The following is a 25,947-nucleotide window of genomic DNA, read 5'->3' on the forward strand; positions in this document are numbered from 1 at the left end:
GAGGTCCTTGCCGTCGGCGGCCTCGGTCCAGATGCGGGAGGCGTCGCCGCCGTGGCGCGCAGCCAGGCGCAGCGTCACCCACTCCGGCTCGGTCAGCCCCGATCCGGCCAGCTCGTGGCGCAGCAGGGCGCTCAGCGTCTTCTCGGTCGCTCCGATCAGCTGCGGTCCGAATGCGGTCATCGTGATCCTCTCCTATCATTGGGACTACCAACGATAGGTCGATCCATTGGGAATCCCAACGAGTTTCGGAGGCGCCCCGTGCCGCTGCGACTGGCCGACGCACCCTCCTGGCTGCTGAGCCGCGCCCACCTGCGCGCGCAGCGCCTCCTGTCCGACGGCTTCGCCGAGCACGACCTGCGGCCCGCGCACTACCGGGCGCTGGCGGCGCTCGCCGAGGGCGGACTCAGCCAGGCCGAGCTCGGGCGCCGCCTCATGCTCGACCGCAAGGACGTCACGCTGGCGGTCGACCACCTCGCGGAGCGGGGGCTGGTCGACCGCAGCGCCGACCCGGCGGACCGGCGGCGCAACGTCGTCACCCTCACCGACGCCGGGCGGGCGCTCCTCCCCCGGCTCGAGCACACCCTGGAGTCCGTGCAGCGCGAGGTGCTGGCGCCGCTGACGGAGGAGGAGGCGCGCACGCTGACCCATCTCCTGCGCCGCCTGGCGCCGGCCGACGAGGCCGCCGGGGTCACCGGGCCGCGGCCGCGAGGCCGGTCTCGATCCTGATCCTCGGCCCCGTCGACTCGCGGAGCGCGGCGAACTCCGCCCCGGAACCGGCCCGTCCGCCGGGGTCGGTCGGTGGCTCGGTGAGGTGCAGCGCACCGGGGTGGACGTGGAACTCGACCGAGGCCAGCGACGCTCCGCGGCCCGGGGGCACCTCGAACAGGCCCAGCATCAGGTCCGGCGAGAGCACCTCCACGCGGACCACGTCGGCCGGCGCCCCGTCCGTGCCGAGGGCGTCGACCAGGAGCCCCGGCCACTCGGAGACGATCGAGGAGCGCAGCAGGAAGCCCGCGCGTGCGGGCGGCGACAGGACGTCGGCCAGCCGCTCGTTCCGGTGGCGCTCGTCCGCCGCCGCGTCCCGGGCCAGGACCCGCCCGATGCTGAGCGCACCGTCGAGCAGGCCGTCGACCCACTGCCGGTCGAGGTGGAAGAAGCGCACCGCCTCCACCGGCAGCATCCGCTCGTCCGGGACCAGGTGGTTGAACGGCAGGTCCTCCAGGCGCGCGAGCGCGGCGAGCCAGTCGGCGACCGGCGCGGGCAGCGCCGGCTCAACGTCGGGCCACCGCGGGTGGGGGTCGAGCGCCGGGTGGAACGACGCACCCTCCGTGTCGCGCGCGAGCCGGCGCTCCTCCTCGCCGCGCTCCGCCCGCCGGTGCGCCTGGCGCCACTCGTGCAGCGCCACCGCCACGCGCTCGTTGCGCAGCGTGAGCAGCCGTCCGAGCTCCCAGGCCGAGGCGTAGGAGACGTCGAGGAGCCCGGTGCGGGGGTCGATCCGGAGCAGGTGGTCGCTGTGCCGCGCCGGCAGCCGGGGGTCCGGAGCGTCGACACCGTCGACCGCCGAGGGCATCAGCGGCCCCCGGTACCAGGAGTACGTGCTGCCGCCGTCCCGCAACAGGTGCGCCAGGGCGACGTGGCCGTGGGCGACGGGCTCGGTCCCGGGCGCCGGCTCGGCGGGCGCGGGCATCCGGAGCCCGCCACGGTCCAGGTCGCCTATCCGCTGCTCGAGGGAGAGGCCCTCGGTGCCGAACCCCCACGTGGCCAGCGACACCAGCTCGACGACGTCGTCCCCGCTCCCGAGGCCGCCCCCGGCGTCGTACAGCCCCTCGACCGAGACCAGGTGGGCGACCCAGTCGCCGGGCTCCAGCGGGCGCTCGCCGACGACGAAGGCGTGCTCCTCGGCGACGGACCCGCCACCACGGACGTGGCACCGCTCGCGCAGCACCTCCGTCGTCGCGGGGAGGAGGGAGCGCCGGACGCGGACCAGTAGGGTCGGCTGGTCGAGCGCCCCGTCCCCCGCCGGCTGCGGATGGGCCACGGCGTCGGTCCCGGGCGGGAGCGGCGTACCCGCCCCCGAGGGGGCACCGTGGTCGGCGACCGTCACCCTGCCCGCGTCGAGGACGAGCAGCGCGAGCCACGGGACGGCCGGATCGGCGTCCGGCACGGCGGACCGCTCCCACGGCAGAGTCGCCCTCCCGACCTCCACGTGGGCGTAGCAGCGGGTGTGGTGCCCCTCGGCGTGCGGCGCCGGGAAGCGAGCCACCACGTCCTCGGGGGCGAGCCGGAAGCGGGGCCCGCGCACCTCGAACGTGGTCGTCGACGCGGGGCCGACCTCGGTGTCGGCCGCCAGCCCGTGCGGTCCGCTCACGGTCTGCCGGACGACCAGGGAGTACCGGCCGGCCTGCAGCACCGGCACCCGGGCGTCGTGGAACGTCAGGGTGGTCGTCGCGGGGTCCACGGTCATCGCACGGTCCCCCTCGGTCGCAGCCCGGCGTCCGGCAGCGTGCCGACCCGGACGAAGGTCGGATCGAGGCCGAGCGCGGCGAGCGCCCGGTTGCGGGCCGGCGCGCGCGACGCCGCCCGGCCGAGCTCGTCGTCGGTGACGGCCACGAGGTCGGCGGGGGCGGCGGTCTCCGGCGCGCTCGGCAGGGCGACCCCGGCGGACGCCGCGCCACGGCCGCCGGGCACGCCCGCGTCGACGACCGGGGGCTTGGCGACGATCCGCAGACCCACGACGGCGTCGCCGACCAGTCGGCCCGACGGGTCGAGGCGGGGCCGCCCGCCCGTCGGCTCACCCCACAGGGCGGCCGGCACGCTCTTCGTGACCGGCTCCAGGTCGAACATCGTCGGCAGGTCGACCTCCGAGCCGACGGGTTCACCGGTGGCGGCGTCGAGGACCACCTCCCCCGAGGTCGGGTCGACCTCCAGCAGCATCAGGCTGACCCGGTGCGTCGAGGTGAGGTCGCCGACGGCCAGGCCGCAGGGCCCCACCCCGAGCGCCGGGTAGCTCACCTCGACGCCGGGCACGTCGCCCAGCTCCGTGCCGTTGACCGTGATCGCCGAGCACGGCACGGCGGTGCGGGTGGCGAGGCGCAGCTGGGACGGGCTCAGCACCCCGAGGTCGAGGGCGCCGCCGCCGGCGCTCACCAGCCCGCGTTCGACGGTCACGCCGTGCCGGTCGTGCGCCGGCAGGAACGAGTCCGTGAACTGCTGCCAGCCGAGGTCGCCCGGCGGCGTGGTCGCGGGGCCGAACCGGACCGAGACCTTGGCCACCGACAGGTCGAGCTCGGCATGACCGGAGAACTCCGGCCCGTGGATCGCCACCGCGGCGGCCAGGTCCACCGTGATCGTGTGGGTGCCCAGGAAGTGGAACGTGTAGCTGCCGCCGACGTGGACGCTGGCGGACGCCTCGTAGTGGAACGGCCGCCACGCGAGCAGCAGGTCGAGCGTGAGCTGGAACCAGGCGGCGAGACGGCCGTTGTGGTACGTCGCCTCCAGGTGCCCGCCGGCCATCGCGGCGTGGGGGGTCAGCGCGTAGTAGCCGGAGCCCTTGATCGTGACGTGCGGATCCACCCGCCAGTTGAAGCCCACCCGCGGTACGACGGGGTAGCCGGTCGGCGGCGAGAAGGCGGGGTGGTAGCCCCCGACGCTGACGACGAAGTCCCCGGCACGCTCCCCGGCGAACCACGTGCTGAAGGCGAACCCACCGGTGAGCCGGCAGGCGCTGGCGAGCACGTAGGAGGTCGGGGTCAGCCGCCCCTCGATGCCGAGCACCTCGCCCGGCACGAACCGCCCGCGCAGCGCGATCTCGATGTCGGCCAGCGGCGGGCTCGTCACGCCGTCCACGGGCGCGGGCGCGACGAGGTGCGACACCCCGAGCAGGTCGATCTCGGTGCGCCGACCGAACTGGACCGCCAGCAGGACGTAGGAGTCGATCTGCTGGAACGAGGTGAACGACAGCCCCACGGAGAGGAACGACTCCCCCGGCGTGACGGGGATGGCGCCGGCCAGGTGCGCGATCTCGGCGTCGAGGTCGACCGGCGCGCCGGCGCCCTGGAGCGCCTGCTCCACGAGCGGGAACTCCAGCACGCCCTCGACCGGCGGCATCCGGAGCGACCGGTTGTACCCGAACGCGGCGGACAGACCGGTCACGTACAGGAACGCCGGCCCGCCGATGGGCGCGTCGAGGACGGCCGACACGAACAGCGACGGCTGTCCGGCGACCTTCGCGTAGGCGCCGAGCGCCGACAGCGTCAGCTGCGGCGTGGTGATGGTGGCCGCGCCGGCGTAGTCGTCGGGGGCCCGCCGGAGCAGCGCGCCGCCGATCGCGATGTCGCCGTTGGCGTAGTCGATCCCGATCCCGCGGAACCGGAACGTGGGGTCGAACCGGTCGACCGGGGTCGTCACGGAGAGACCGTCGAGGCCGAGCCTGAGCCCGGCCACGTCGACGGCCGCGTCGAGGGCCAGGGTGAGGTCGCCGCCGTCGAGCGCGGCGCCGATGCGGGCGAAGTGGACCGGCCCGAAGTGCCGTTGCACCTTGATCCAGTGCACCGAGTCGGTCGGCACCGGGACGGCCGAGGGCGGCGGTGGCGGCCCGGTCGCCTCCGACGGCGCGACGACCGCACCGGAGTCGTCGAGCGGCAGGGCCAGGTCGACCTGCTCCCGCCCGACGCGCATCGAGGCGAGCAGCGAGACCCCGCGGTGCAGCGCGACCGAGGTGGCGTCGGCGCCCGCGGGCAGCTGGCGGATCTCGGGCGGCAGCACGGCGTTCACCCGGGCCACCGCGTCACCGTCGAGGTCCGCCGACGCCCCGATCGCCCGCAGGTCGAGGCCGATCGAGCCGGCGACCGGGAGCGCCTTCCCGATCATGGGCAGGTGCGACAGGTCCAGGCGCCCGCGCAGGTCCGCCCCGACGACCTCCCACCCGGTCCCGTGGGCGAAGAACGCGTCCGCGACCGCGACGTCGAGGCGCACGCGGCCGTCGTCCGCCGCCGGCGCGACGGCGGCGAGGATCTCCGCGAGGTCGATCGGCTGCCGGTCGGTGTCGACGTAGGTGCCGGCGACGATGGGTTCGTCGGCGCCTCGTTCGAGCACGAGGGAGAAGTCGTGGGCGCCGATCTCGACGCTCCCGGCGATCGCCGTGTTGGCCTTCTCGCCGTGGTGGTCGACCTGCACCGACAGGCGCAGCCCGAGCCGTTCGAGGAGGCCTCCGGTGGCGTTGGCCGGGGCGTCGAGCTCGAGCCCGAGAGCATCCAACCGGGGCGGCTCGAGCACGTAGTCCAGCGACAGGTCGGTCAGGGTGAAGGTCCGGTCGGCCAGGGCCTGCGGCACCTCGTCGCGCCAGTCCGGGCCACCGGCGACCGCGGCGACGCTGTCGGCCACGTCCCCGATCGTGCCGAGCTCGACCTGGGTAGCGCCGACCGAGACCGCCCATGGGTCGGACTCGGCGAGCCGGTGCACGGCGAGGCGGACGGCGCCCGGACCGAGGTCCAGGGTGCCGACGATGGAGCCGGTCACGACCGGCTTCGCGAGGGGGTGGTCGACCGTCAGATCGACCTCCACGGCGTCGAGGACCACGCGGGGCTCCACGGCGCCGCCGACCAGCGGCAGCGGGCTCGCCAGGCGCAGCGTCGCCGCGGTCCGCGTCAGGCCCAGCGGCGTCGGCGTCACCACGAGCCCGAGGTGCGGGACGCGGATCGCCCCGGCCAGCGCCGCGAGCGGGCCGGGCAGCGGTGCGCGCAGGAGTCCGGCGAGCGCGGCGGACCCGTGCCGGGCGTCGCCGGAGACGAGGTCGAGGTGCCAGTCGTCGCTGGTCGGCGGGAGCGGCAGGTGCACGGTGGCCGCCCCGTCGGCGAGCGCCACCTCGCCCGCGACCCCGCCGTAGGACGAGACCGCCCAGCGGCCGTCGTGCCGCGACGCGTCGAGCGTCAGCCAGCAGCTGACCTCGGTGAGCTCCAGCGCGCCGGGGACCACCTCCCAGTCCTCCACCTGCGCCGCCACGTCGGCCCGGAGCGCGGGGGACGCGCCGAACGGGTCGGCCACGGCGAGGTCGACCCGCAGGCGGCCCGCCGCGGGGACGGGGACGCCTCCCCCACCGGGCGCCCACCGGCGGTCGACGTCGAACGAGGCACCGGCGCTGCGGACCAGGCCCGAGGTCGCGCGGTCGAGCTCGAGCCGGACCGACCGCACCTCCAGCGCGGCCAGCGAGGTCAGCGGCTCGTGCAGGTGCGCCTGCACCTCGCCCATCCCCGGGCCGAGCAGTACGCCGAGGGCCGAGAGCCCGGAGACGGGCGGCCCGTCCACGGTGCCGGCGAGCCGGACGCGGGCCGGGTCGCCCGTGACCTCGCCGACCACCTCCACGGTCCGGGTGGCGGTCAGCGGGACGCCGAGCGTGAGGCCGGCGTACAGCTCGGAGCGGTCGGCGGCGCCGGGCACCTCCCGGGTGCGGAGGGCGACGACGAGCGTCACCTCTCCCAGGCCCGGCCACGTGATCACCACCGGCGCGCTCGCGCAGTCGACGCCGATGGGCGACCCGTCCGGGTGGGTGACCGCGCCCGCGATGGCGATCCGCGTGGACGCGAGGGCACCGGCCGGCAGCGGCAGGAGGGACGCGAGGTCCACCGTCGCCCGGACGTCGCTCACCTCGGGGTCGGCGGCGCGCGCCTCGACGGCGAGGTCCCCCACGTCCATCGCCGCCACCAGGTCGGCCGCGTCCTGCAGGGGCGGCGTGACCCAGCACGACGCCAGGGAGGGGAAGGCGTCGAGCAGGGGCGAGCTCGGGGTGGTGGTCGGCATCAGGATCCCTTGCTCCCGCGCGAGAGGACCATCGTGGAGTGGTTGACCAGCACCCGGTCGTGCTGGCGGGGCTCGACCGCCTGGACCGGCGTGCCGTCGTCCCCCACCGGCGCCTCGGTCGGCGGCTGGCCCGTCGGCACCAGGGTCGCCGTCCACTGCGCGTGCCAGGTCTGGGGGTAGGTCGGGTGGGCCGGGGTGATTCGACGGTCCGGGATCCCGTACATCTGGAAGAAGGACAGGCTGTTGTCGTCGCCGCCCTGGCCCTCGTGGCTGCGGCCGTAGGCCTGGATCGTCATGGCGTCCGCACCGTCCCGAGCGACCACGAGGGCCACGTGGTCCCCCCAGGTGGCGCGGCACTCGTAGGGCTGCCGGAACCGGAACTTGGGAAGCTGGCGGACCACACCGGGCCCCGACAGGTCGAAGAGGACGTCCGCATTGGCAGGATTCGATGCGCCCGGCGCGCCGTAGCCGTAGACCGAGCCCGAGTAGTACTCCTCGCCGACCGCCGGGTCCGCGTAGTGGTCGAACTTCGCCTTCCACAGCAGCCGCTCGGTGCGCAGCCGACCTCCCGCGTGCAGCCGGGCCAGCCGCGTGTACTCCGCGCGGTCCCAGGTGGCGTCCAGGGGGCGCAGCCCGTGCCGGGCGGCCAGGACCGACAGCACGCCGCCGGAGGCCTGGTGCACCAGCCCGCAGCGGTGGACCAGCGCCCGGCAGTCGGCCGGGACGCTGAGCATGAGCCCGGCGGAGGTGCTCTGGTCGGTGGCCCCCGGCTCGGGCAGCAGCGCCCCGGCCACCCTGCTGTACGTCGTCCCGGTCGCCGTGCTGAGGACCGGGACCGGGTCGATGTAGACCAACCGGACGAGCAGGTTGCGCTTGCGCAGCGCCGCGTTGGCGCGGTCGAAGGCCTTCCGCGTGGCGTAGAAGACCTTCGGCTGCCGCGTCAGCAGGTCGCAGTCCTCGATCAGCAGGCCGCCGGAGTCCGACAGCCGGAACCGGGCGGTCGTGGGGTCGGCACCCGGCGGCAGGGGGCCGCCGGGCGGCACGGCCCACGTGAACCTGCCGTAGTGCGCGACCTGAGCCAGCGGGGCGGCGCGTGCCTGGTCCGTCACCTGGAGGCCGAGCTGGGCGAGGGTCCCGACCCGGTAGCCGCGCGGCACCGCCGGCACGGGGAGCCGGGCTTCCGCCGGGCCCGCGCCGATGGGGCCGGGCGCCCGCTCGGCCCGGATCGCCTGCGCCTCGAACTCGCCCGGCCGTGCCTCGGCGCCGCCGGACCGGTGCTGGAGGACGTGGGTGAGCTCGTGGGCCAGCACCCGCTCAGCCTCGAGCGACCACCCCTCGACGGCGCCCGGCGCGAACCGGATCTGCTCGCCCTGGGCGACGGCGATCGTCCCGTGGTCGAGGGGCAGGCGGCTCTCGGCGATGTGTACCGCGGAGAGGTCGGCGCCGAGCAGGCGCTCCATCTTGTCCCGCTGGATGCTCGGCAGGGGCTCGCGGCGCTCCTGGCCGACGATGCTCCGACGTGGGCTCGGATGCGTGCTCGGCTGTGTGCTCGGCTGGGTCACGACGGCCTCCTCATCGCGGGTCGATCGTCCAGATCCGGGTGAACGTCACGCCCTCGCGCGTGACGACCTCGTAGCCGCCCAGCCGGTAGGCGTCGAGGGTCCGCCCCGAGGCCTGCTGGGTGATCGTGACCGGAGCCCCCTTGCGCAGCATCGACCGGGACAGGTCGTCCAGGCGCCGCGCCACGTCCGCGAGGGCCCGCTCGAGCGCCAGGTCCTGGCCGTCGCTGCGCTGGGCCAGGCGCTCGGCGGCCTCCCGGAGTGCCGCCAGCTCGCGAGCGAGGGCCTCGATGTCGCGGGCGGCCTCCGCGATCCGCGACTCGGTGTGGTCGAAGGCCCGCCGCAGCTCAGCGTCGAGGTGCGCCAGGGCCTCCCGGTGACCGTCGACGACCGACGCCAGCGCGGCCGCCCGCTCGGGCAGCCCGGCGCGGACGGCGGCGACGTCGTCGGCGCCCCAGACCCACGGCCTCTTCTCGATGCGCACCGTGCACCGGCCGTCCTGGAAGCCCGGCACGTTCTCGTGCTCCACGTGCAGCTCGCCGGTCCCCTCGGCCATCGTCGTGCGGAGTCCGTCCAGCTCCAGCAGGATCTCGCCGCCGGGCGCGAGCGTCACGTCCTCGTCGAGCGGGCGGAGGGTCCAGATCGTCGCGGGACCGAGCTCGTCCTTGTCGCAGAACAGGTCGGCTCGCCCCGTGGAGATCTCGGTGGCCGCGACCTCGTCGTGGGTCGCGACGGCCCACGTGAGCGGCGTCGCCCGATCGGGCGCCTCGTCGAACCGGAGCAGGAACCGGCTCACCGGGGCCGCGCCCGCAGGCCCGCGGAGCAGGACCGGCTCGGTCGGCGACGTGTTGGAGAGCACCAGGACCAGCCGGTTCGGCCGGCCGTCGTTGGTGATCGTGCCGGGGCCGACGAAGGCGACGCGCAGCGGTGGCTCGGACAGACCCCGGCGGTCGACGACCTCCAGCCGCTCGAGGCGCGAGCCGACCAGCGGGGTCCGGTCGTCGGCGTACCGCAGCGAGCCGTAGCGCAGCAACACGCGGGTGCTGCGCGCACCGCCCCCGGGGTCGGCGTCGACGTGGGCGAGCGTGATCACGTGGCGCTCCCCCGGCCTCAGGGTGAGCCCCGTGGGGAGCAGTGCGTACAGCGACTGCGTCCCGTCGTCGCCGATCCGGTGGGCGATCCGCCAGCCGGCGCTGAGCACCGCGATCGAGCTCAGCGCATCCGCGCTGAGCGTGAACGGCCGGAAGCGGAGCTCCAGGTGGTGGTGGTCCGGGCCCGGCGCCCCGTCGTGGCTCGCGGGGAACTCGATCGGCACGACGTTGTCGTTGCGCACGGCGACGTGGCACACCCGGCCGAGCGCGCCCTCCTCGACGATCGAGAGCGTGCTCCCGCCGCCGTCGTCGAAGATCCGGAGCGAGATCGGGTAGTTGAGGTCGAACGCGGCACCCGCCGCGACCCGGTCCGCGTGCAGGTCGGCGGCCACCTCCTCGCGGGAGAGCGCGCGGTCGTAGAGGCGGAGCCCGGCCAGCCGTCCGGCGTAGTGCGACGGTGTCCCGCGTGCCCCGATCCGGAGCGGAGGCTCGTCGAGGTAGGTGATCCGCGCGCTGGGCGTCCGGCCGTCGCCCTCGACCGGCACCGGCACGCCGTCGACGAGCAGGGTCACCTCCCGCACGTCGCCGTCCCAGGTGACGGCGACGTGGTGCCACGACCGGCTGGTCAGCCGCGCGGTGGCGACCGCGACGTTGTCGCCGTCGACGTACGCGCGCAGGTGTCCGCGCTCGAGGTGCAACCCGTAGCGCGGGGGGCGCCGGCCGACCGGCTCGGTCGGCAGCTCCACGATCGCGTCGACCTCGCTGACGCCCACCGGGTGCACCCACGCCTCGATCGTGAGCGCCTGCACCGGCCGCAGGTCCGCGGCGGCCGCCACCTCGAAGGAGTCGGCGTGCCCGTCGAGCTCGGTGCTGCGCCCGAGGAAGCCGTCGGCCACGGCGCGCGGCGCGCCCCGGGCGGCGGCGTGGTGCGCGTTGCCCGACTCGTCGGGCGAGAGGCCGTCGGCGCCGACGACGTGGAACGGGAGGTGCACGAGCGGGCGGGGTACGCCGGGGTCCGGCCGGACCGCGCGGTCCCGGTGCAGTCCCTCGACGATCTCGCCGGCGCCGCGCAGACGGTCGTAGACGCGCAGGCTCCCGACGCTTCCGGTGAGCCGGCGCCCGCCGTCGGCGTCGGTCCCGATCCACAGCTCCGACCACGAGGGGTCGATCGGCGGCAGCGGCGCGGGGAACGTGCCGGCCGCGACGCCGTCGAGGTAGACCAGGAACTGGCGCGCTCCCTCGTCCGCGGTGACGGCGACGTGCCGCCACCCCTCCGCCGGTGCCAGCGGCGGCGTTGTCGTGTCCCCGACCCGCACCCGCAGGCCGTCCGCCGAGACCTCGGCCTCGACGAGCGGCAGGGTCTCCTCCGAGCCGCGGCGGCGCACCCGGTGCTGCCACAGCACCCCGGCCGTCGGTGTCGGGTCCGCGGCGAACCACAGCTCGAACGAGAAGGAGCCACCGATCTCCAGCGCGGGCGCGTCGCCGTACCGGACGCCGCCGGAGCCGTCCAGGCGCAGGCACCGACCGAACCGGTCGTCCGGAACGACGACGCCACCGCCGAGCAGCACCGGCGCCCGTCCGGCGCCGGACCCGTCGGGGAAGCGGCCACCGGCGCTGAGCCGGTCGAACCTCACGCGGGCCAGCGGGCCCCTTCCGAGCGCGGTCATGGCGCGGGCTCCTGCCCCGGGGGCGCCGGCTCCAGGACGAGCCAGCCCTCGTACAGCTGCTGCGCCGTGAGGAAGGCCGGGGCGGCGGAGGGCTGCGTCACCTCGCCGGCGGGCGTGGACCGCCAGCCGCGGCCCGCCCGCTGGAGCCAGGTCCAGGCGAATCCCGGCTCGCTCGGCAGGGGAAGCTCCACGGCGTCGGCGGGCATCAGCACCGGCGAGGTCTCGAACGTGACCCGCAGGTGGCGCAGCGCGTCGTCGTACTGCTCGTGCGGGATCGTGAGGGTCCCGGTCGGCACGATGCCGCACTGGACGTTCACCGCGCCGCGCGGGTCGAGCAGCATCGTGACCCGCGCCGGCGCACCGTCCGGCACCAGCCGGAGCGGCGGTACGGCGTGGGCGCCGGCCGCGCTGTGGAACCGATCGTCGACGAAGCCGCCGGTCTCCGCGTCCTCGAGCCAGTACCCGACCGTGGCGTCGTTGACCTGGGCGTGGTCCCCGATCCGCACCGGCACGCGCAGGTGGCCGATCCCGCCGTCCGTGGACGCGGTGCCGGTGGCGACCTCGGCCGAGAAGGCCTCCCAGCTGGGGTCGACGACCGGACGGTCCCGCAGCTCGAGCGCGACCTCGGCCCGGACCACCGCGACGGGGCGGGCCATCAGCAGCGACAGCGCCTGGTGCTGCCGCGACGACTCGGGGTCGATCTCCTCCAGCGACGCCACGATCCGGGCGTGGGTCTCGGCGAGGTCCTCGACCGACCTGCTCCGCAGCCAGGCGAGCACCCGCTGGAGGTGGGGGTTGAGCCGGTCGCCGGGCCCGGGCGGGTCCAGGCCGGGCGGCACGCTCCAGCCGCCGCGGTCGTCGATGATGCCCAGCGCCCGACCGCCCTCGTCGTAGAGGACGAGCGAGGAGTCCAGCTCGTTCGGGAGGACCCACCCGCAGATCGGCGAGGTCCGGCCGCCACCCGTCGCCGGCTCGCCCTCGTGTCCGGCGGAGAGCCAGCGCAGGTCCAACCGGCTCGGCTGCAGCAGTCGCGGGCTGAGGTAGGCGTCGCCGCTGAGGTGCTCGCGCATCGACTCCGCGACGACCGGTCGTGGCTGAGCGACCTCGGTGGCACGACCGAACCGGTCCACGAGGCGCAGCCCGGAGAGCACGAGCGAGCCGGCGCGCACGGGCGTGAACGGGTCGAGCGGAAGGGGCGCCGACGACGTCTGGGTGCCGACCGCGGCGCGGACCCGCGCAACCAGGTCGTCGTAGCCGTCGACGGCCAACGGGTCCATCACCGGGAGCTGGTAGGTGCGGCGGCGGGCGAGCAGCGCGTCGTTGAACCCGCCGAGGACGGTGGAGATCGTCGGGGTGCCGGCGACCAGCGCGAGGCCGTCGACCAGCGTCGCCCACGCCTCCTCGCCGCCCCGGTCGTGGCCGCCGCTCCGGGCGACCCGCTCCTGTTCCCACACCACGAACTCCGCCAGCCCGCCCGGGTCGGAGAGGAACCGGCGGACCCGCGCCGACGCCTCCGCAGGGTCCGGGCCCTCGCCCGTCGCGCCGTCCGCCGGGGGGCCGCGGCGCGAGCGCCGCTCCGCCTCGAACAGCGCGAACAGCCCGCCCAGCTTGTCGACGAGCTCGCGGGCGACGATCTGGCCCGCGGACGTGGAGATGATCGAGCGCCCCACGTGGCGCGTCGTCCGCACCGCCCGCTCGGCGGCATCGGTCAGATAGAGGTCCGGCTCGGTGTGGCGGGCGTCGCCGGGGAGCCGGGACGGGCCAAGGAAGTACCGGTCCGCGAGATCCGTGTCGGAGGTGACCTCCGGGTCGAGGTCGGCCGCCCACTCGAGCAGCAGCGGATGGGTGGCCGGCCGGCGGTCGCGCGGGGGTGCCGGCTTGGTGTCGTGGGCGAGCACCGCGTCGATGGCGCTCCGGATGCCCGGCAGGGCGGCGGCCCTCCGGCCGCCCGCGGCCGGGACCGGGACCACCACGGCGTCCAGCGGCTCGTCGGCGGGGAGCAGCGCGCCCGGCGACGCACCGGTGACGCCCAGCACGACCGCCGGTTCGCGGGGCTGCCAGTAGCGGGCGGCCTGCACCGGCGCGAGGGAGAGGCGGCGCGCCGGGGCTGGCCCGCCGGTGGCGGCGGGGGCGCCGTCGTGGGCCAGCAGCAGCGCGGCCAGCTCGTCCCGGGCCCGGTCGCGCCGCGCCTCGGCGGCGGCGACCTCGTCGTCGCAGCCCTGGACGTCGACCAGGGAGCGCTCCTCCAGGTGGTTCCGGGCCCGGTCCGCGTCCACGACCCCGTCGCCCGAGCCGGCCGGCGGGTAGGACGCGATCAGGTAGCGGCACCAGTCGTCGAACAGGCGGCGCCCCGCCGAGTCGCGCGCCGCCCGCGCGTCGTGCAGTCGACGCTCGGCTCCGTTGAGCCTGCCCAGGGCGAGGTACAGCGCGGCCGGCACGTCGGCGTGCAGGGTCCCTGCCGCGGCGGTCGCGTCCGCCGGAGCGGTCGCGTCGGCCTCGGCCCGGATCTCCCAGCGCTGCTCCCCCGGCGCCGCGACGAAACCGCGCCGGTGGCGGGCCTGGTGGAAGCGGGCGCCGGCGTCGAGGTCGCGATGGGCGAGCTCGTCGGCCAGCAGGGCGGCCTCGATCCGCCGCTCGGCGACGTCGCGGGTGGGGTCGGCGAGCCGGTCGCCCAGGTAGGCGGCGGTCGCCTCCGGACCGCTGTGCCCCAGCGCCAGCGACGTCACCCGGACCGGGTCGGCCGGGCGCTGCTCCGCCGCGGGGAGGTCGACGCGCCCGTAGCAGACCAGCCGGGGACGGTCGGTGGCGTCCGTTCGACCGTCGAGGTGCGCCGCGACCAGGTCCAAGGCGTCGCCGTCGGGGTCGAGGTCGGGGACGAGCGCCTCCCACGGCTCGGTGTCGGCGTCGTCGTACCAGCCGAGCACCTCGTAGGAGAGGTCGGTCCCGGCGTGCTCGGCCGCGGCCTGCCGGTCGTGGTAGCCGAACACCGAGCGGCAGTGGGGGTAGAAGGCGGCGAACAGCGGGTCGCCGTGCCCCAGCGCCGTCAGGCCGTCGAGGCGCTCGACGGGTCCGACGGACCCGCCGGCATCGGTGGTCGCGTCCGCCTCACCGTCCCAGCCGTCGGGGTCCACCACCCGGCCCAGCCGGCGGACCTCGACCCGCCCGGCGGTCGTCTCGACCGGGAACGCGACGCCACGCCCCCCGGCCGTGTCGTCCGAGCCGCCGGGGCCGCCCACCGGGTCCCCCAGGAAGTCGCTCTCCACGATGGCCACCCGCTCCGGCGGCCGGTCGCCGACGCGGCGGACGACCAGCCACCGGTTGGGCGCGGGAGGGATCGTCGGTGTCGCCGAGGCGCCGGGGTCGCTCGCGGCGAAGCGGGCGTGCGAGAGCCGCGTCAGCGAGCGCGGCAGCAGCCAGTGCAGGTGCGCACCGGGCTCGAGCCGGAGTCCCGGATGCGCGAAAGGCGCCGCGACGAGCTCCTCGCCGAGCGGGGCCCGGGAGGGGTGGACGTCGCCGTGCGGCCCCGGTCTCGGCAGGCGTCCGAAGTCGAGCAGCGCGTCGAGCACGAGCGTCGGCGGGGCCGGAGGCGGGCCGGACCAGAGGACGTCCAGCTCGATCGGGACGACGACGACGGCGGTCACGGTGCCGTCTCAGGACCCGGTGCAGTGGCCATGCCCAAGCCCCCTCGGCGTTGGATCAGCGGTGGCGCAGCGGTGGTCGACGGATCGTCGGATGTGATCGAGCCGACAAAGTAGCACCGATCACAGGGCCCGACGGGGTGCGATCTCCGCCGCCTGTCACGCCGCCTCACCCACCCGCGAAATGTGACGTCCGTCACTCCTGGAGGTCTAGAGGTTTGCCCCTCACGCGGATGGGAACGAGGTCCCTCATATGCCCAGGCGGTCTAGACCAACGGAGACCGTCCGTGGCATAGCGCGGCGTCGCTCCCGACCGTGAGGGGGTCCCGGCCGGACGGGCGGCCGCGCATCACCGGGCAAGGACGCCCCGTCAGATGCACCCGAGACCTGGAGAGGTCACCCGTATGAAGAGATTGCTTGCTGCCCCTCGCACCCTTGCCCTGACCATGGGCACCGTCGTGGGGCTGAGCATCCCTGCCATCGCAGCGGGCGCCGCCGCCGGCGCCGCCGCGCCGCAGGCGGTTACCCCGCTCGCGGCGGCCCGACTCGCAGCGCCGGCCCCCACGAACGTCCGCGCGGTGGACACCACCACCAGCAGCGTCACCGTCGCCTGGACGCCTCCCGCCGGGGCCACGCGCTACCGGGTCCTGATCGCCGACAACGCGAAGATGACCGATCGACGCCGGGTGGCGACCAGGAACACCCGACACACCCTCACCGGCCTGAGTGCCGGCGCCAACAGGTGGGTGCGCGTCCGAGTCATCGAGATGTCCGGTGAACCGGCGGCGGGCACCCGGTCCCCGATCCTCAAGGTCACGGCCGCCTCCGGCGGCACCGCCACCGCACCGCTCCCCGGCAGCGGGGAGACGCTGTTCGGCGCGAACTACACCTCGACCGCCGACGTGGACGAGACCGTGTACGGAGGCCGGGCCGAGGCCGCCCGCGTCTTCTTCCAGCAGCTCGACGGGAAGAGCTTCTCCAAGAACGGACCCGTGAAGGAGGCGCTCGCCGACGGCATCGACACGTTCGTCGTGTCCTGGAGGGAGACCGACCTGGCCGCGATCAGGACCTTCCTCGCCGGCATCCCGGACGGCCTGACGGTCTACACCTCGTTCAACCACGAGCCGGAGAACGACGCAGGCGCCGCCGGCACCGCGTCGTACGACGCCTGGGCGACCGAGTTCCGGCGCCAGTGGAAGCTCCAGTCCCCGCTGATGCGCGCCGAGGGATTCATCCCGACGACCATCCTCATGCAGTACACGCTCGCGCCCAGCTCGGGCCGGGACATCGCCGACTGGACCCCGCCCCAGGGCACGGTCGACGTCTTCGCGTTCGACTCCTACCTCACCGGCGACGTCGACCCGGCCAAGATGGTCGACCGGATGACCGAGGCCGCCAGGGCCGCGGGCGTGCCCCGCACCGGCATCGCCGAGACCGGTTCGCCCGCCGACGACCCCGACCGCGTCGCGAGGACCAGGGCGCTGCGGAACGAGGTCATCGCGGCCGGCGGCTTCGACTTCGCGCTCTACTGGAACGCCGTCGACCGGTACGACCACCGGATGGACAAGAAGGTCTCGGACGCCTGGTTCGGGTGACCCTGACCCCGCACTGAACCCGCCCGTTCGCTCCCCGGAGGGGCGGGGCGGGTCAGCGCGGGTCGAGCTCGGCCACGGGAACGGCCAGCTCGGGCAGCGGGTCCCACTTCCGGCACACCACGTGCACCGCGTAGGAGGTGCCGACCTGCCGGATCACGAAGCTGCCGCGGTCCCCGGTCACCTCCCACCCGAAGGTCGGCCACGGGGGCCCCGACCTCTGGGTGAGCGTGGCGTTCTCGGCCACCTCCATGTGTGAGGCGTGGGGGACCTGCTGCGCGGCGTCGTCGAGGAGCGTGCGCGCGGCGGGCGTCACGGCGTGCTGCGCGATCGCGGTCGCCATCGTCGCGTGGTCCTGCGTGCCCGGGCTGAGCTCCACGGCGAAGAACGGGACGAGGAACGAGACGTGCGAGTCCCTGGTGTCGTTGACCGGGTACTCGCCGAGCCGGCTCGGGATCGGCGTCGACGGCGCAATCCACAGCTGGACCGTGGCCGTGTCGCCGGGGTCGAGCTCGGGCAGCCCGAAACGGGCGTGCCGGTGTCCTGCCCCACCGTCGAGGGGCGCCGTCGACGTGCGCAGGATCTGCAGCGGGTCCACCAGGACCTCCAGCAACTCGACCCCGACGGCGGTGTGGCTGTAGTTGTTCTTCACCTCGAGCGTGACGATGCGGTCCTCCGGCTCCCAGGTCTTCTTCACCGGCAGCGCGCACGGGTTCACGGCGATCTGGAGGTTGGGGACCGCCACGGTGAACGTGCCGAACCCCGGCACCGAGTAGGTGAGGTGCGCGGTCGGGTCGTCGACCCAGTGCAGGGTGGTGCCGCTCTCGCTGCACTCGTCGACCGTGACCTCGAGGTCGACCGAGTACTCGGCGCGCGCACCCGAGGGGTCGATGTCCAGCCGGTCGATCGCCGGTAGGGTCGCGGCCCCGTTCGTGACGAGCTTCGCCCACGCGGTCCCGGCGGCAGTGGTGTACGCGGCCGGGTCGGCCTGGTTCGGCGGGACCGACGGCTGGGCGGCCGCGGTCACGGTGAGCGCCGGGTTCGCGACCTCGGTGAGGACGATGTCCGAGGGCGCGACGATCTGGAGCGCGTCCTGGAAGAACGCCGTCACCGCCGAGGTGATCGCGCCCTGGAGCGATCCGGCGAACGGCGCCGCCTCGATGTCGAGGTAGGTCCCGCCCGAGCCCGTCGCCAGGTCCTGGAGCCTCTTCTTGTCCTGGTTGCCGACGCCGAGGAAGGTGTACTTCCAGCCGTTGAGCTTCGCCTGCTCCAGCAGCGATGTCGACGGGGCGCCCGCCTGGCCGTCGGTCACGATCAGCGCCGCCCTGCACTGCGGCGTCCCGGGGAGGCTCGCCATCAGCCCGTTCGCGCCCTGGATGGCTGCTGTCAGGCTCGTCGAGCCCCCCGACGACAGCTGGGCCAGGGCCTTCACGACGTCGGAGGTCGACGTCGTCCAACCCTGCAGCAGGGTGAAGCTGCCGGCGAACGATCCCACCGACATCCGGTCCGCGCCCTGGCTGAGCAGCGGCAACGACGCGGTCACCGCCGCCTTCACCTCCCCGTGCCAGAGGCCCAGGCTGCCCGAGACGTCGAGGACGACGGCGATGCCGGCGGACGAGCACAGCTTGCGCTGGTCGCCCTTCAGCTGGATCGTGACGGGAACCGGCTCGCCCCGGTCGACGACGGTCTTGCCGACGAGCTTCTTCACACCGAGGACCGGCGCTTGTCCTGGGTTCGGCATGGCTACCTCCTCGAGGAGATCACTTCCACGCTAGGTCCGGGTCGCCGGCTCGGGCAGGACCGGAAGGCTCTTCTGACCGGTCCGTCAGCCCCTACTTCCCGCTGTAGACGGGGAAGAAGCTGTGCTCCCCGTAGTCGCGGAACTCCGTGGCCCGCAGCGTGTCCATGTCCTCGTCGGAGATGACGAAGTCGACGCCGGCGTTGTCGCGCATGTGGTCCGGGTTGCCCGTCTTGGCCAGCGAGACCGTGCCGAGCTGGATCGTGTAGCGGATGCACAGCTGCGGGATGGAGACCCCGTACCGCTCCGCCATCGACGCGACCTCGGCGCTCTTCAGGATCTCCCCGTGCGCGATCGGCGAGTACGCCTCCACGAGGATGCCCTTGCTCTCGCAGAACGCGATCAGCTCGGCCGGGGTGTTGCCGATGTGCACCAGCAGCTGGTTGACCTGCGGGGCCACTGTGGCGGTCTCGAGCAGGCTCTCCAGGTCGGACTGCTCGAAGTTGGAGACGCCGATCGACCGGATCTTCCCGGCCTGGTAGGCCTCCTCGAGCGCCCGCCACGCCTCGCGGTTGCCCTCGGCGTAGTCGCCGCCCCGCCAGTCGGCCCACGGCTGCGGGCTGTGGATCAGCATCAGGTCGACGTAGTCGAGGCCCATGGTGGCGAGCGAGGCGTCGATCGCGGCCACGGCACCTTCATAGTCCTTGATCTCGGCGGCCAGCTTGGTGGCCACGAAGAGCTCCTCGCGCGGGACGCCGCTGGTGCGGACGCCCTCGCCCACGCCGCGCTCGTTGCCGTAGGCCTGGGCCGTGTCGATGTTGCGGTAGCCGGCCGCGACGGCATCGTGGACCGCCTGTGCGGCCTTGTCGTCGTCGATGAACCAGGTGCCCAGGCCGAGCTTGGGGATGGTCATTCCGTTGGACAGCGTGTACGTCTCGTTCAGGATCATGTGGTGCGTTCTTCCTTGCTGTTGCGGGTGTTCAGGGGTCAGGCGCCGTAGTCGGCGTCGGTGACGTGCTCGAGCCAGGTCGCCATCTGGCCGGTCTCGTCGGCCTCCTGGATGGCGATGTGGGACATGAAGCGGGTCGCGGTGGCGCCGTGCCAGTGCTCCTCGCCGGGCTCGATGAAGACGACGTCGCCGGGGCGGATCTCCTGGACGACGCCACCACGGGTGCCGACGTAGCCGATGCCGTCGGTGACGTAGAGGGTCTGGCCCTTCGGGTGGGTGTGCCAGGCGGTCCGGGCGCCCGGGGTGAACCGGACGTGGGCGCAGCCGACGTCGGGCTGGTCGGCGGGGTCGCCGACGCCGTCGATGAAGACGGTGCCGGTGAACCAGGCCTCGGGGCCCGGGAAGCTGGCGCCGCCGCTGGGGGTGAACTTCATGCTCGTCTCCTCTGTCTGTCTCTTCTGGGTCGTGGGTGGTCTGTGGCGTGGTCCGTCGGCTTCCGGGCAGGCGGCACCCACCCGACGCGCGCGCCGGCGCGCCGACCCGCTCGGCGTTCCTCAGCCGGTGGCGCCGGCCGTCGCGCCCTCGCCCTGGCTGGCCGCCCAGCTGGCCAGCAACCGCAGGCGCTCGGCGGTCGCCGAGTCCGGCTCGGCGGTGTAGGCGGTCAGGATCAGCCCGTCGTCGGCCGAGAGCTCCATGGCCTCGAACCGGAGGTCCAGGCGGCCGACGGCCGGGTGGTGGAAGCACTTCCCGCCGGTCTGGTGGATGCGGACGTCGTGCGCCGCCCACCGGGTCCGGAAGTCGTCGCTGCGGGTGCTGAGCTCACCGACGAGCCCGGTGAGCTCCTTGTTGTGCGGGTCGCGGCCGGCCTCGGCCCGGAGGAGCTGTACGCACGTGTTCAGCGACGCCTCATAGTCGGGGAAGCAGTCCCGAGCGGCGGGGTCGAGGAAGTTGAACCGTGCGAGGTTGGGCGGCGACATGTCGCTGGTCCGCGTCGGGCTGTCGAAGACCGGCGCGTACAGCGCGCGGCCGAGCGCGTTCGTGCCGACGATGTCGAGTCGGCCGTTGCGCACGAACGCCGGGACGTCCGACATGGAGTCGAGGATCGCCTGCACGGTCGGTCGGATCGGCTGGCGTCGGCTGCGCGCGGGCCTGCGGCCGGACGGGCGTCCGCCGGCGTTCGCGGCCCGGGCCAGATCGAAGAGGTAGCGCCGCTCGGCCTCGTCGAGCTGGAGCGCCCCGGCGACGGCCTCCAGGACGCTGTCGGAGACGCCGGCGAGGTTCCCCTTCTCCAGGCGGGTGTAGTAGTCCGCCGAGACGCCGGCCAGCATCGCGACCTCCTCGCGGCGCAGCCCCGGGACGCGGCGGTTCCCGCCGTAGAGGGTGAGGCCGGCCTGCTCCGGCGTGATCTTCGCGCGCCGCGTCACCAGGAAGTCGCGGGCCTCGGTGCTCTTGCCGCCACTCGTGGTGCCCATGAGAATCACGGTACGTCGGGTCCGCGGGGCCTGGGAGGTCCTGTTGTGACCCGGATGGCTGGACCCTCCCGGTCGACCGGCGGTGGCGTGGGTCGTGTGCCTGAGAACCCTCTATCCCGATGTCGAAGGCACACAACGCCGACGCGGCGCCGGCCGGGTGACCATGTAACACGCGGTCCGACGCACTACCCGGCCGTCCACGTTGGTCTCAGCCCGCCGCAACGGGCTCGAGGCACCGTGAACGACCGACCAGATCTGCGGTGGCCAGGATATCGACGAACAGACGGGGCCTAGGCGGTGGCTACGGCCGTCTCGGCTCAAATCAGAACCGGCCCTGATCTTGCGTTTCCGCAGATCAGAGCCGGTTCTTCGGTCGGGCTGACAGAATTTGAACCTGCGACCCCTTGTGGTTCCAAGGGCCAACCTCGACACTTGCCGGCCGTTGCGAACCTTTGCTCTGACCTGCCGATACGCTGGGAATCAGCGTCTGAATCTATGACTGGATTAGCCCCGGAAAGCGAGGTTCTGAGCGATTAAACGGTGATTAAGTGGGTCACCGACCAATTCTCCGAATCGCGACCACGCGCCGCTCCGCCAACACTACCCGCGACTCCCCCGCTCGCGAGTGGCCCGTCGAATCATTCGGGATGCGTCCTCGGCCAAGTAGATGATCTCGCGGTCGACGTCGTTGCCGTCGATGATGAACTCCAACGCGGCCGCGTCGGTGTAGTAGCGACGGATATGGGCCTCGAGTTCGGCGGGTGACGCCGACTCCAGTCCGAGCCGGAGGGCGAGCGCGACGACATCGTCAGCGTCCTTGGCGCGCTGCGCGACGAGCTTGGTGGCGAACAGGAACCCGTCGTCGGCAAAGGTGACGCGCAGGCCGGCCTCGTCGGGTACGTCGAGTACTCCGGAAGGAAGCGGCGGCATCCACATCAGCGCGTTCGAGTTCAGCCAGTTCTCCGGCAGTCCGCGTTCGCGAGCCAACGCCCGGGCTTCATCGAGGATGGTCTCGTCCCGAGTGAGGGCGTCGACGTCCTCGGTGACACGATCGCGCCGGGTCCGATTGGCGGACATCGCCGCCCCGCCCACCACGAACACGGCCGCCGCAACTCCGCGTCGCCGCAGGCGGTCATCGAGAGCATCGAGCAGTGCGGCGATCTCAACGCCAGTGAACTCGTGACGCCGCGTCATGCGGTCACCAGGTCACGGCGCGGGACGTAGATGTTTCGACTGCTGAGCCAATCCGGGGTCTGTGCCCGAACGCGCTCGGCGCTGAGGAACGGATGATCCGGCATCCACGGAACGGCCAACGGCGCCAGGCGGGTCCACGCCGGCGCCTCGAGCCCCGCGGTCTCAAACTCGTGCTCGACGACCGCAGCGAGCAGCGCATCCCACTCCGTCGATCCGACCGAACCGGGCTGCGCCTCCCACGAGTCGAGCAACGCCTGCTCGCCCTCCTCGATGATCGCGGCGAGGTGGTCACGGCCCTGGAGCAGCATCCGCCAGACCCAGGCCGTGTCGCCGGCAAGGAGGTGGGTCCGCATCGCGGCGGCGGTGACGGGGGCGGACATGAGCCCCCGATCCGCAGCCCCTCCGAGCGCGCGCCCAAGACGGCGAGCCCTGACGACGAACTGAGCGGAGGGCTTCGTGTCGCCCGACAGGTAGGTCGACAGCCGCGGCCCGGAGGTTCCGATGGCCCGCGCGAACGACGCTTGGGACAACTCGCTGGCGGTCAGCGCCTCGCGCAGCATGGCGATGACCTCGGTCGTGTCGCGATCGAGCCTGGACAACATGCCGTCCAGCCTACCGCACCAGTGTTATCGAATCCGATAACACTTTCGCCTTCCCCGTGACCCTCGGCGGCGACCAAGCCTCAGTCCGCGACATCCCGCCAGATGCGGCGACTGACCTGCACCGCCGGTAGAGCAACACCGGCGAACTGTTGCGGGACCGCGTCGACGGCTATCGGGCACGCTCGCGGCCGGGGGTGACCGGTCCGCGTCAGTTCGCCCAGTTGGACGCACCTGATGTCGGTCGTGTCGGGCGATGCCGCGCCTGGTTCGGGTCGTGTGCCTGAGAACCCGCCATACCGATGCGTGGGGCACACGACCCGAGGCGCGGCCGGAGCTGAGCGGGGTCGTGTGCCCAGCAACCCGTTGTGACGATGCCTCAGGCACACGACCCGCTTCCGGAGCGACGCGGCGAGCCGGGTAGGACGCTGCCCACCGCACTACCCGACCGTCCACGTTGCTTCCAACCCGCCACAACGGGCTCGAACAGACGTCAACGGCCGACCAGAACGGCGAACAGCGTGTTAGACGCCCGCCGCCGGACCCGCCCCACTCCGCCGCGTTTGACACGTCAAGCCCTCAGCCACGGGCGAGCGCCGCGGCCCCAACGGCGGAACTGCCGGACCCAAGACGCACCATGAGTTGCGCATCGACTTTGGAGAGCCCAACCGGGGGTCCTCCGCCGCCAGACGCTCGGGCGGCGACGGCCAGCACTCCCCCGCGCCGGAGCACGTCCACTCCGCCCAGCACGCAGTGGCGAACCTGGTCGACGCCCGCGTCGGCACCACGACCATCACGGTCGGCTGCGCTCTCTGAGCCCGGCTGCGCGACGCGGGGAACCACAGCGCCCGTTGACTTGAACTGAGGATCCTCGGTCCCGTAGTTCAAGTGCGGCCTCACGCTGTGTCGCAGTCCCGCAAGCCACGTCACGTCCACAGGGAGCTTGATCGCGAAGGTTCGGCCCCACGATCCGGCGAACAAACGGGGATACGGCAGTTCCAGCTCAAATTGGAACCGGCTCCGATCAGCGTTTCCGCAGATCAGAGCCGGTTCTTCGGTCGGGCTGACAGGATTTGAACCTGCGACCCCTTGACCCCCAGTCAAGTGCGCTACCAAGCTGCGCCACAGCCCGAAACACTCCCGGAGGAGTGCGTGGGAACACTACCGCAGGCCGACCGGTGACTCCGAATCGGGTGCCACCGTCGGACCACCGTCGACCTGGAGGCGCCGCCCGCCGTCGGCCTTGGCCAGGTACATCGCGCGGTCGGCGCGCTCGAGGAGCTCCTCGACGTCGGTGTCGGCGTCGAACTCGGTGATGCCGCAGCTGAGGCTGACCGGGGTCAGCCCGGCCGTCGCGGCGTCGAGGCCGGCGTTCACCGCACCGACGACCTCCTCGGCGCGGGTGGCGGTGCCCAGGAGCAGGGCGAACTCGTCGCCGCCGAGCCGGCCGGCGAGCTCGCCGGGCCGCAGCGTGTCGCTCACGACGGCACCGACGGTCTCCAGCGCCCGGTCGCCGGCCGCGTGACCGTCGACGTCGTTGAGCTGCTTGAGCCGGTCCAGGTCGGCCAGCGCCAGCACCCACGGGACGTCGCGGCGGCCGTGACGTTGCACGAACTCGACCCGGCGCAGGAACTGGCGGCGGTTGAACAGGCCGGTGAGGACGTCCCGGGAGGCCTCGGTGCGCAGCCGGGCGACGTACTGCGCACGGCTCAGCGTCGACATGCTGTACACCGCGATCACCAGCAGCACGATCATCAGCAGGGTGGCTGGCTGCGGCCCGAACACCGTCAGGAACACCTCGCCGTCCCGCCCCCAGATCAGCATCGCGACGGTGCGGGCCACGTAGAAGGCCGCGGTGGCGGCGGTGCCACCAGCCATCAGGGCGACGCTGACGCGGTACTGGGTGTCGTCGTACCCGGCCTCGTCCGACCGGGTCCGCGACGACCGCGCCTGCCGGTGCAACCTGCCGGCCTCGACCGCGGCGCCACCGAACCCCAGCGCCATCGACAGCAGGAACACCTCGCCGCCGGTCCACAGGTCGTGCGCGGGGTCGTCGAGGAGCGCGACGGCCAGCACGAACGCCGGTACGCCGGCCAGGACGCCCCGCGGCAGTCGCCGACCGCTCAAGGAGCGGACGCTGCCCCAGATGCACAGCGCGCTCAGCGAGCCCACCGCGTTCCCGGACGGGTTGGCGATCACCTGGAGGACGGTGCCGTTGAAGAGGAACAGCGCGGTGCTGGCGGCGGCCAGCAGCAGCGAGGCGCACCACCAGGTGCTGTAGCGGGCCCGCGCCGCTCCGTACGCCGTCACCGCGAACAGCACCAGGGCGCACGAGGCGACCATCACGAAGACGACACGCAGCGTGACCGTGTCGAGCATGCGCCGCAGGCTACCGAGCGCTCGGCGGATTTCCCCGGAGACCTGCCGAGCGTGGGACGGATCGCCCCGGTGGTCAGCGTCGGGTGCCGTCGGCGACGATCTGGCGGCCGCCGGCGGCCTTGGCCTCGTAGAGGGCGCGGTCGGCGCGCTCGAGGGCGCCCTCGTTGTCCTCGTCGGGGTCGAAGTGCGTGACGCCGAAGCTGACGCCCACGCCGTCGGGGCCGCCGGTCAGCTGGGCGAGCTCGCGGTTCATCGCCTCGGCCAGGCGGCGGGCGCGGTGCGCGTCGCTGAGCAGGAGCGCGAACTCGTCGCCGCCGAGGCGGGCCGCGAACTCGCCGGGCAGCAGGTGGCGACGGCAGATGCTGCCGATCGCCGCGAGCGCGCGGTCGCCGGCGGCGTGGCCGTGCTCGTCGTTCAGCTGCTTGAGGCGGTCGAGGTCGGCCAGCACCAGCACCCAGTTCATGTCCCGGCGACCGTGCCTGCGGATGATGTCCATCGTGCGCAGGAACTGCCGGCGGTTGTAGAGGCCGGTCAGGCTGTCGTGGGACGCCTCCTGGCGGAGCCGGGAGACGTACTGGGCACGGGTGAGCGTGGACATGCTGAAGACCGCGACCACCAGCAGGACGATCAGCAGGAGCGTCGTCGGCTGGGAGCCGAACCACGTCGTGAAGAACCGTCCGTCGGGACCGGAGATCGCGAACGCCGCCGCGCGCACGAGGTAGAAGCCGCCGGCGGCGGCCATGCCGACCGCCATCGCCAGCACGCTGGCGCGGTACTGGAAGTCGTCGTACCCGTCGGCGTCGCGGCGCGAGACCGAGGTGCGGACGTGGCGGTGCAGCAGGGCCAGGTCGGCCGAGGCGCCGACGAACCCGAGCCCCATCGCCACCAGGTAGACCACCCCGCCGGTCCAGAGGTCGTGTGCCGGGTCGTCGAGGAGCGCGACCGCCAGCACGAACGCCGGCACGCCGAGGAGGAGCTTCCACGGCAGGCTGCGCCCCGCCAGGGAGCGCGCACTCCCCCAGATGCACATCGTGCTGAGCACCCCGACCGCGTTGCCGCTCGGGTTGGCGACGACCTGCAGGTCGGTGCCGTTGAACAGGTACAGCCCGGAGCCGGCGGCGGCGAACAGCATCGCCGCGCACCACCAGACGCCATAGCGGGCTCGTGACGCTCCGTACGCCGCCACCGAGAACAGCACCGTGGCGCACGCGGCGACCACGACGAAGACGACACGAAGGGTTTCCGTGTCGAGCATGGAGGAAGGCTAACCAGCA

The 25,947-nt window shown here is 73.7% G+C and carries 15 protein-coding genes, 1 tRNA gene and 1 pseudogene; 2 read left to right on the plus strand and 15 right to left on the minus strand.

Going from position 1 to position 25,947, the window contains the following annotated elements; genetic code table 11:
* A pseudogene (locus ABLM29_RS13410) lies at positions 1-180 on the minus strand (hypothetical protein); the annotation flags it as partial.
* 78 nt (positions 181-258) lie between these two features.
* On the opposite strand from ABLM29_RS13410, the gene ABLM29_RS13415 reads away from it, so the two are divergent.
* Positions 259-726 carry a MarR family winged helix-turn-helix transcriptional regulator gene (locus tag ABLM29_RS13415; protein ID WP_349714625.1) on the plus strand — a complete coding sequence of 156 codons (468 nt, stop codon included), beginning with the start codon at positions 259-261 and terminating at the stop codon, positions 724-726.
* Here ABLM29_RS13415 and ABLM29_RS13420 read toward each other — a convergent pair.
* The 5 genes from ABLM29_RS13420 to ABLM29_RS13440 are packed head-to-tail and all read right to left on the minus strand — an operon-like array spanning position 689 to position 14,753.
* On the minus strand, positions 689-2,464 hold the full coding sequence (locus ABLM29_RS13420) for a hypothetical protein (protein WP_349714626.1): 1,776 nt from the start codon (positions 2,462-2,464) through the stop codon (positions 689-691). The two genes, ABLM29_RS13415 and ABLM29_RS13420, sit on opposite strands and share 38 nt — an antisense overlap.
* The gene (locus ABLM29_RS13425) at positions 2,461-6,795 is read right to left on the minus strand and encodes a DUF6603 domain-containing protein (RefSeq protein ID WP_349714627.1); all 4,335 of its coding nucleotides are present in this window, start codon (positions 6,793-6,795) and stop codon (positions 2,461-2,463) included. The genes ABLM29_RS13420 and ABLM29_RS13425 overlap by 4 nt, the downstream gene beginning before the upstream one ends.
* The gene (locus ABLM29_RS13430; RefSeq protein ID WP_349714628.1) at positions 6,795-8,357 is read right to left on the minus strand and encodes an eCIS core domain-containing protein; all 1,563 of its coding nucleotides are present in this window, start codon (positions 8,355-8,357) and stop codon (positions 6,795-6,797) included. Before ABLM29_RS13430 ends, ABLM29_RS13425 begins: the two co-directional genes overlap by 1 nt.
* 10 nt (positions 8,358-8,367) lie before the next feature.
* The gene (locus tag ABLM29_RS13435) at positions 8,368-11,112 is read right to left on the minus strand and encodes a LamG-like jellyroll fold domain-containing protein (RefSeq protein ID WP_349714629.1); all 2,745 of its coding nucleotides are present in this window, start codon (positions 11,110-11,112) and stop codon (positions 8,368-8,370) included.
* On the minus strand, positions 11,109-14,753 hold the full coding sequence (locus ABLM29_RS13440) for a hypothetical protein (RefSeq protein WP_349714630.1): 3,645 nt from the start codon (positions 14,751-14,753) through the stop codon (positions 11,109-11,111). Before ABLM29_RS13440 ends, ABLM29_RS13435 begins: the two co-directional genes overlap by 4 nt.
* 443 nt (positions 14,754-15,196) lie before the next feature.
* Between ABLM29_RS13440 and ABLM29_RS13445 the strand changes: the two genes are divergently transcribed.
* Positions 15,197-16,345 (plus strand): fibronectin type III domain-containing protein, encoded by a 1,149-nt coding sequence (locus ABLM29_RS13445; RefSeq protein WP_349714631.1) that lies wholly within the window; start codon positions 15,197-15,199, stop codon positions 16,343-16,345.
* A gap of 52 nt (positions 16,346-16,397) precedes the next feature.
* Here ABLM29_RS13445 and ABLM29_RS13450 read toward each other — a convergent pair whose 3' ends face one another.
* The 9 genes from ABLM29_RS13450 to ABLM29_RS13490 all read right to left on the minus strand — a co-directional run bounded on the left by ABLM29_RS13450 (position 16,398) and on the right by ABLM29_RS13490 (position 25,928).
* Positions 16,398-18,083: a vWA domain-containing protein gene (locus tag ABLM29_RS13450; RefSeq protein ID WP_349714632.1), complete on the minus strand. Its 1,686-nt coding sequence runs from the start codon at positions 18,081-18,083 to the stop codon at positions 16,398-16,400.
* A 91-nt stretch (positions 18,084-18,174) separates the two neighbouring features.
* Positions 18,175-19,029 carry an aldo/keto reductase gene (locus ABLM29_RS13455; RefSeq protein WP_349714633.1) on the minus strand — a complete coding sequence of 285 codons (855 nt, stop codon included), beginning with the start codon at positions 19,027-19,029 and terminating at the stop codon, positions 18,175-18,177.
* Positions 19,030-19,067: 38 nt separating this feature from the next.
* The gene (locus tag ABLM29_RS13460) at positions 19,068-19,463 is read right to left on the minus strand and encodes a (R)-mandelonitrile lyase (RefSeq protein ID WP_349714634.1); all 396 of its coding nucleotides are present in this window, start codon (positions 19,461-19,463) and stop codon (positions 19,068-19,070) included.
* A 120-nt stretch (positions 19,464-19,583) separates the two neighbouring features.
* Positions 19,584-20,501: a helix-turn-helix transcriptional regulator gene (locus ABLM29_RS13465; protein ID WP_349714635.1), complete on the minus strand. Its 918-nt coding sequence runs from the start codon at positions 20,499-20,501 to the stop codon at positions 19,584-19,586.
* Between the two features lie 600 nt (positions 20,502-21,101).
* Positions 21,102-21,695 (minus strand): hypothetical protein, encoded by a 594-nt coding sequence (locus ABLM29_RS13470; RefSeq protein ID WP_349714636.1) that lies wholly within the window; start codon positions 21,693-21,695, stop codon positions 21,102-21,104.
* Positions 21,692-22,297, minus strand: a complete 606-nt coding sequence (locus tag ABLM29_RS13475; RefSeq protein WP_349714637.1) for a helix-turn-helix domain-containing protein — start codon at positions 22,295-22,297, stop codon at positions 21,692-21,694. The genes ABLM29_RS13470 and ABLM29_RS13475 overlap by 4 nt, the downstream gene beginning before the upstream one ends.
* A 1,055-nt stretch (positions 22,298-23,352) precedes the next feature.
* A tRNA-Pro gene (locus ABLM29_RS13480) sits at positions 23,353-23,426 on the minus strand.
* Between the two features lie 29 nt (positions 23,427-23,455).
* Complete coding sequence (locus ABLM29_RS13485) at positions 23,456-24,673, minus strand: GGDEF domain-containing protein (protein WP_349714638.1); 1,218 nt, start codon at positions 24,671-24,673, stop codon at positions 23,456-23,458.
* Between the two features lie 73 nt (positions 24,674-24,746).
* Positions 24,747-25,928, minus strand: a complete 1,182-nt coding sequence (locus ABLM29_RS13490) for a GGDEF domain-containing protein (RefSeq protein WP_349714639.1) — start codon at positions 25,926-25,928, stop codon at positions 24,747-24,749.
* Between the last annotated feature and the right edge of the window lie 19 nt (positions 25,929-25,947).

The organism is Nocardioides sp. YIM 152588 (assembly GCF_040191335.1).
Classification (GTDB): Bacteria; Actinomycetota; Actinomycetes; order Propionibacteriales; family Nocardioidaceae; genus Nocardioides.

What these genes read in the sequence shown, in the direction of transcription:
- ABLM29_RS13420 (WP_349714626.1), bottom strand. Translation starts at nt 2,464, where the DNA reads ATGACCGTGGACCCCGCGACGACCACCCTGACGTTCCACGACGCCCGG.
- ABLM29_RS13425 (WP_349714627.1), bottom strand. Translation starts at nt 6,795, where the DNA reads ATGCCGACCACCACCCCGAGCTCGCCCCTGCTCGACGCCTTCCCCTCC.
- ABLM29_RS13435 (WP_349714629.1), bottom strand. Translation starts at nt 11,112, where the DNA reads ATGACCGCGCTCGGAAGGGGCCCGCTGGCCCGCGTGAGGTTCGACCGG.
- ABLM29_RS13445 (WP_349714631.1), top strand. Translation starts at nt 15,197, where the DNA reads ATGGGCACCGTCGTGGGGCTGAGCATCCCTGCCATCGCAGCGGGCGCC.
- ABLM29_RS13450 (WP_349714632.1), bottom strand. Translation starts at nt 18,083, where the DNA reads ATGCCGAACCCAGGACAAGCGCCGGTCCTCGGTGTGAAGAAGCTCGTC.
- ABLM29_RS13455 (WP_349714633.1), bottom strand. Translation starts at nt 19,029, where the DNA reads ATGATCCTGAACGAGACGTACACGCTGTCCAACGGAATGACCATCCCC.
- ABLM29_RS13460 (WP_349714634.1), bottom strand. Translation starts at nt 19,463, where the DNA reads ATGAAGTTCACCCCCAGCGGCGGCGCCAGCTTCCCGGGCCCCGAGGCC.
- ABLM29_RS13465 (WP_349714635.1), bottom strand. Translation starts at nt 20,501, where the DNA reads ATGGGCACCACGAGTGGCGGCAAGAGCACCGAGGCCCGCGACTTCCTG.
- ABLM29_RS13470 (WP_349714636.1), bottom strand. Translation starts at nt 21,695, where the DNA reads ATGACGCGGCGTCACGAGTTCACTGGCGTTGAGATCGCCGCACTGCTC.
- ABLM29_RS13475 (WP_349714637.1), bottom strand. Translation starts at nt 22,297, where the DNA reads ATGTTGTCCAGGCTCGATCGCGACACGACCGAGGTCATCGCCATGCTG.
- ABLM29_RS13485 (WP_349714638.1), bottom strand. Translation starts at nt 24,673, where the DNA reads ATGCTCGACACGGTCACGCTGCGTGTCGTCTTCGTGATGGTCGCCTCG.
- ABLM29_RS13490 (WP_349714639.1), bottom strand. Translation starts at nt 25,928, where the DNA reads ATGCTCGACACGGAAACCCTTCGTGTCGTCTTCGTCGTGGTCGCCGCG.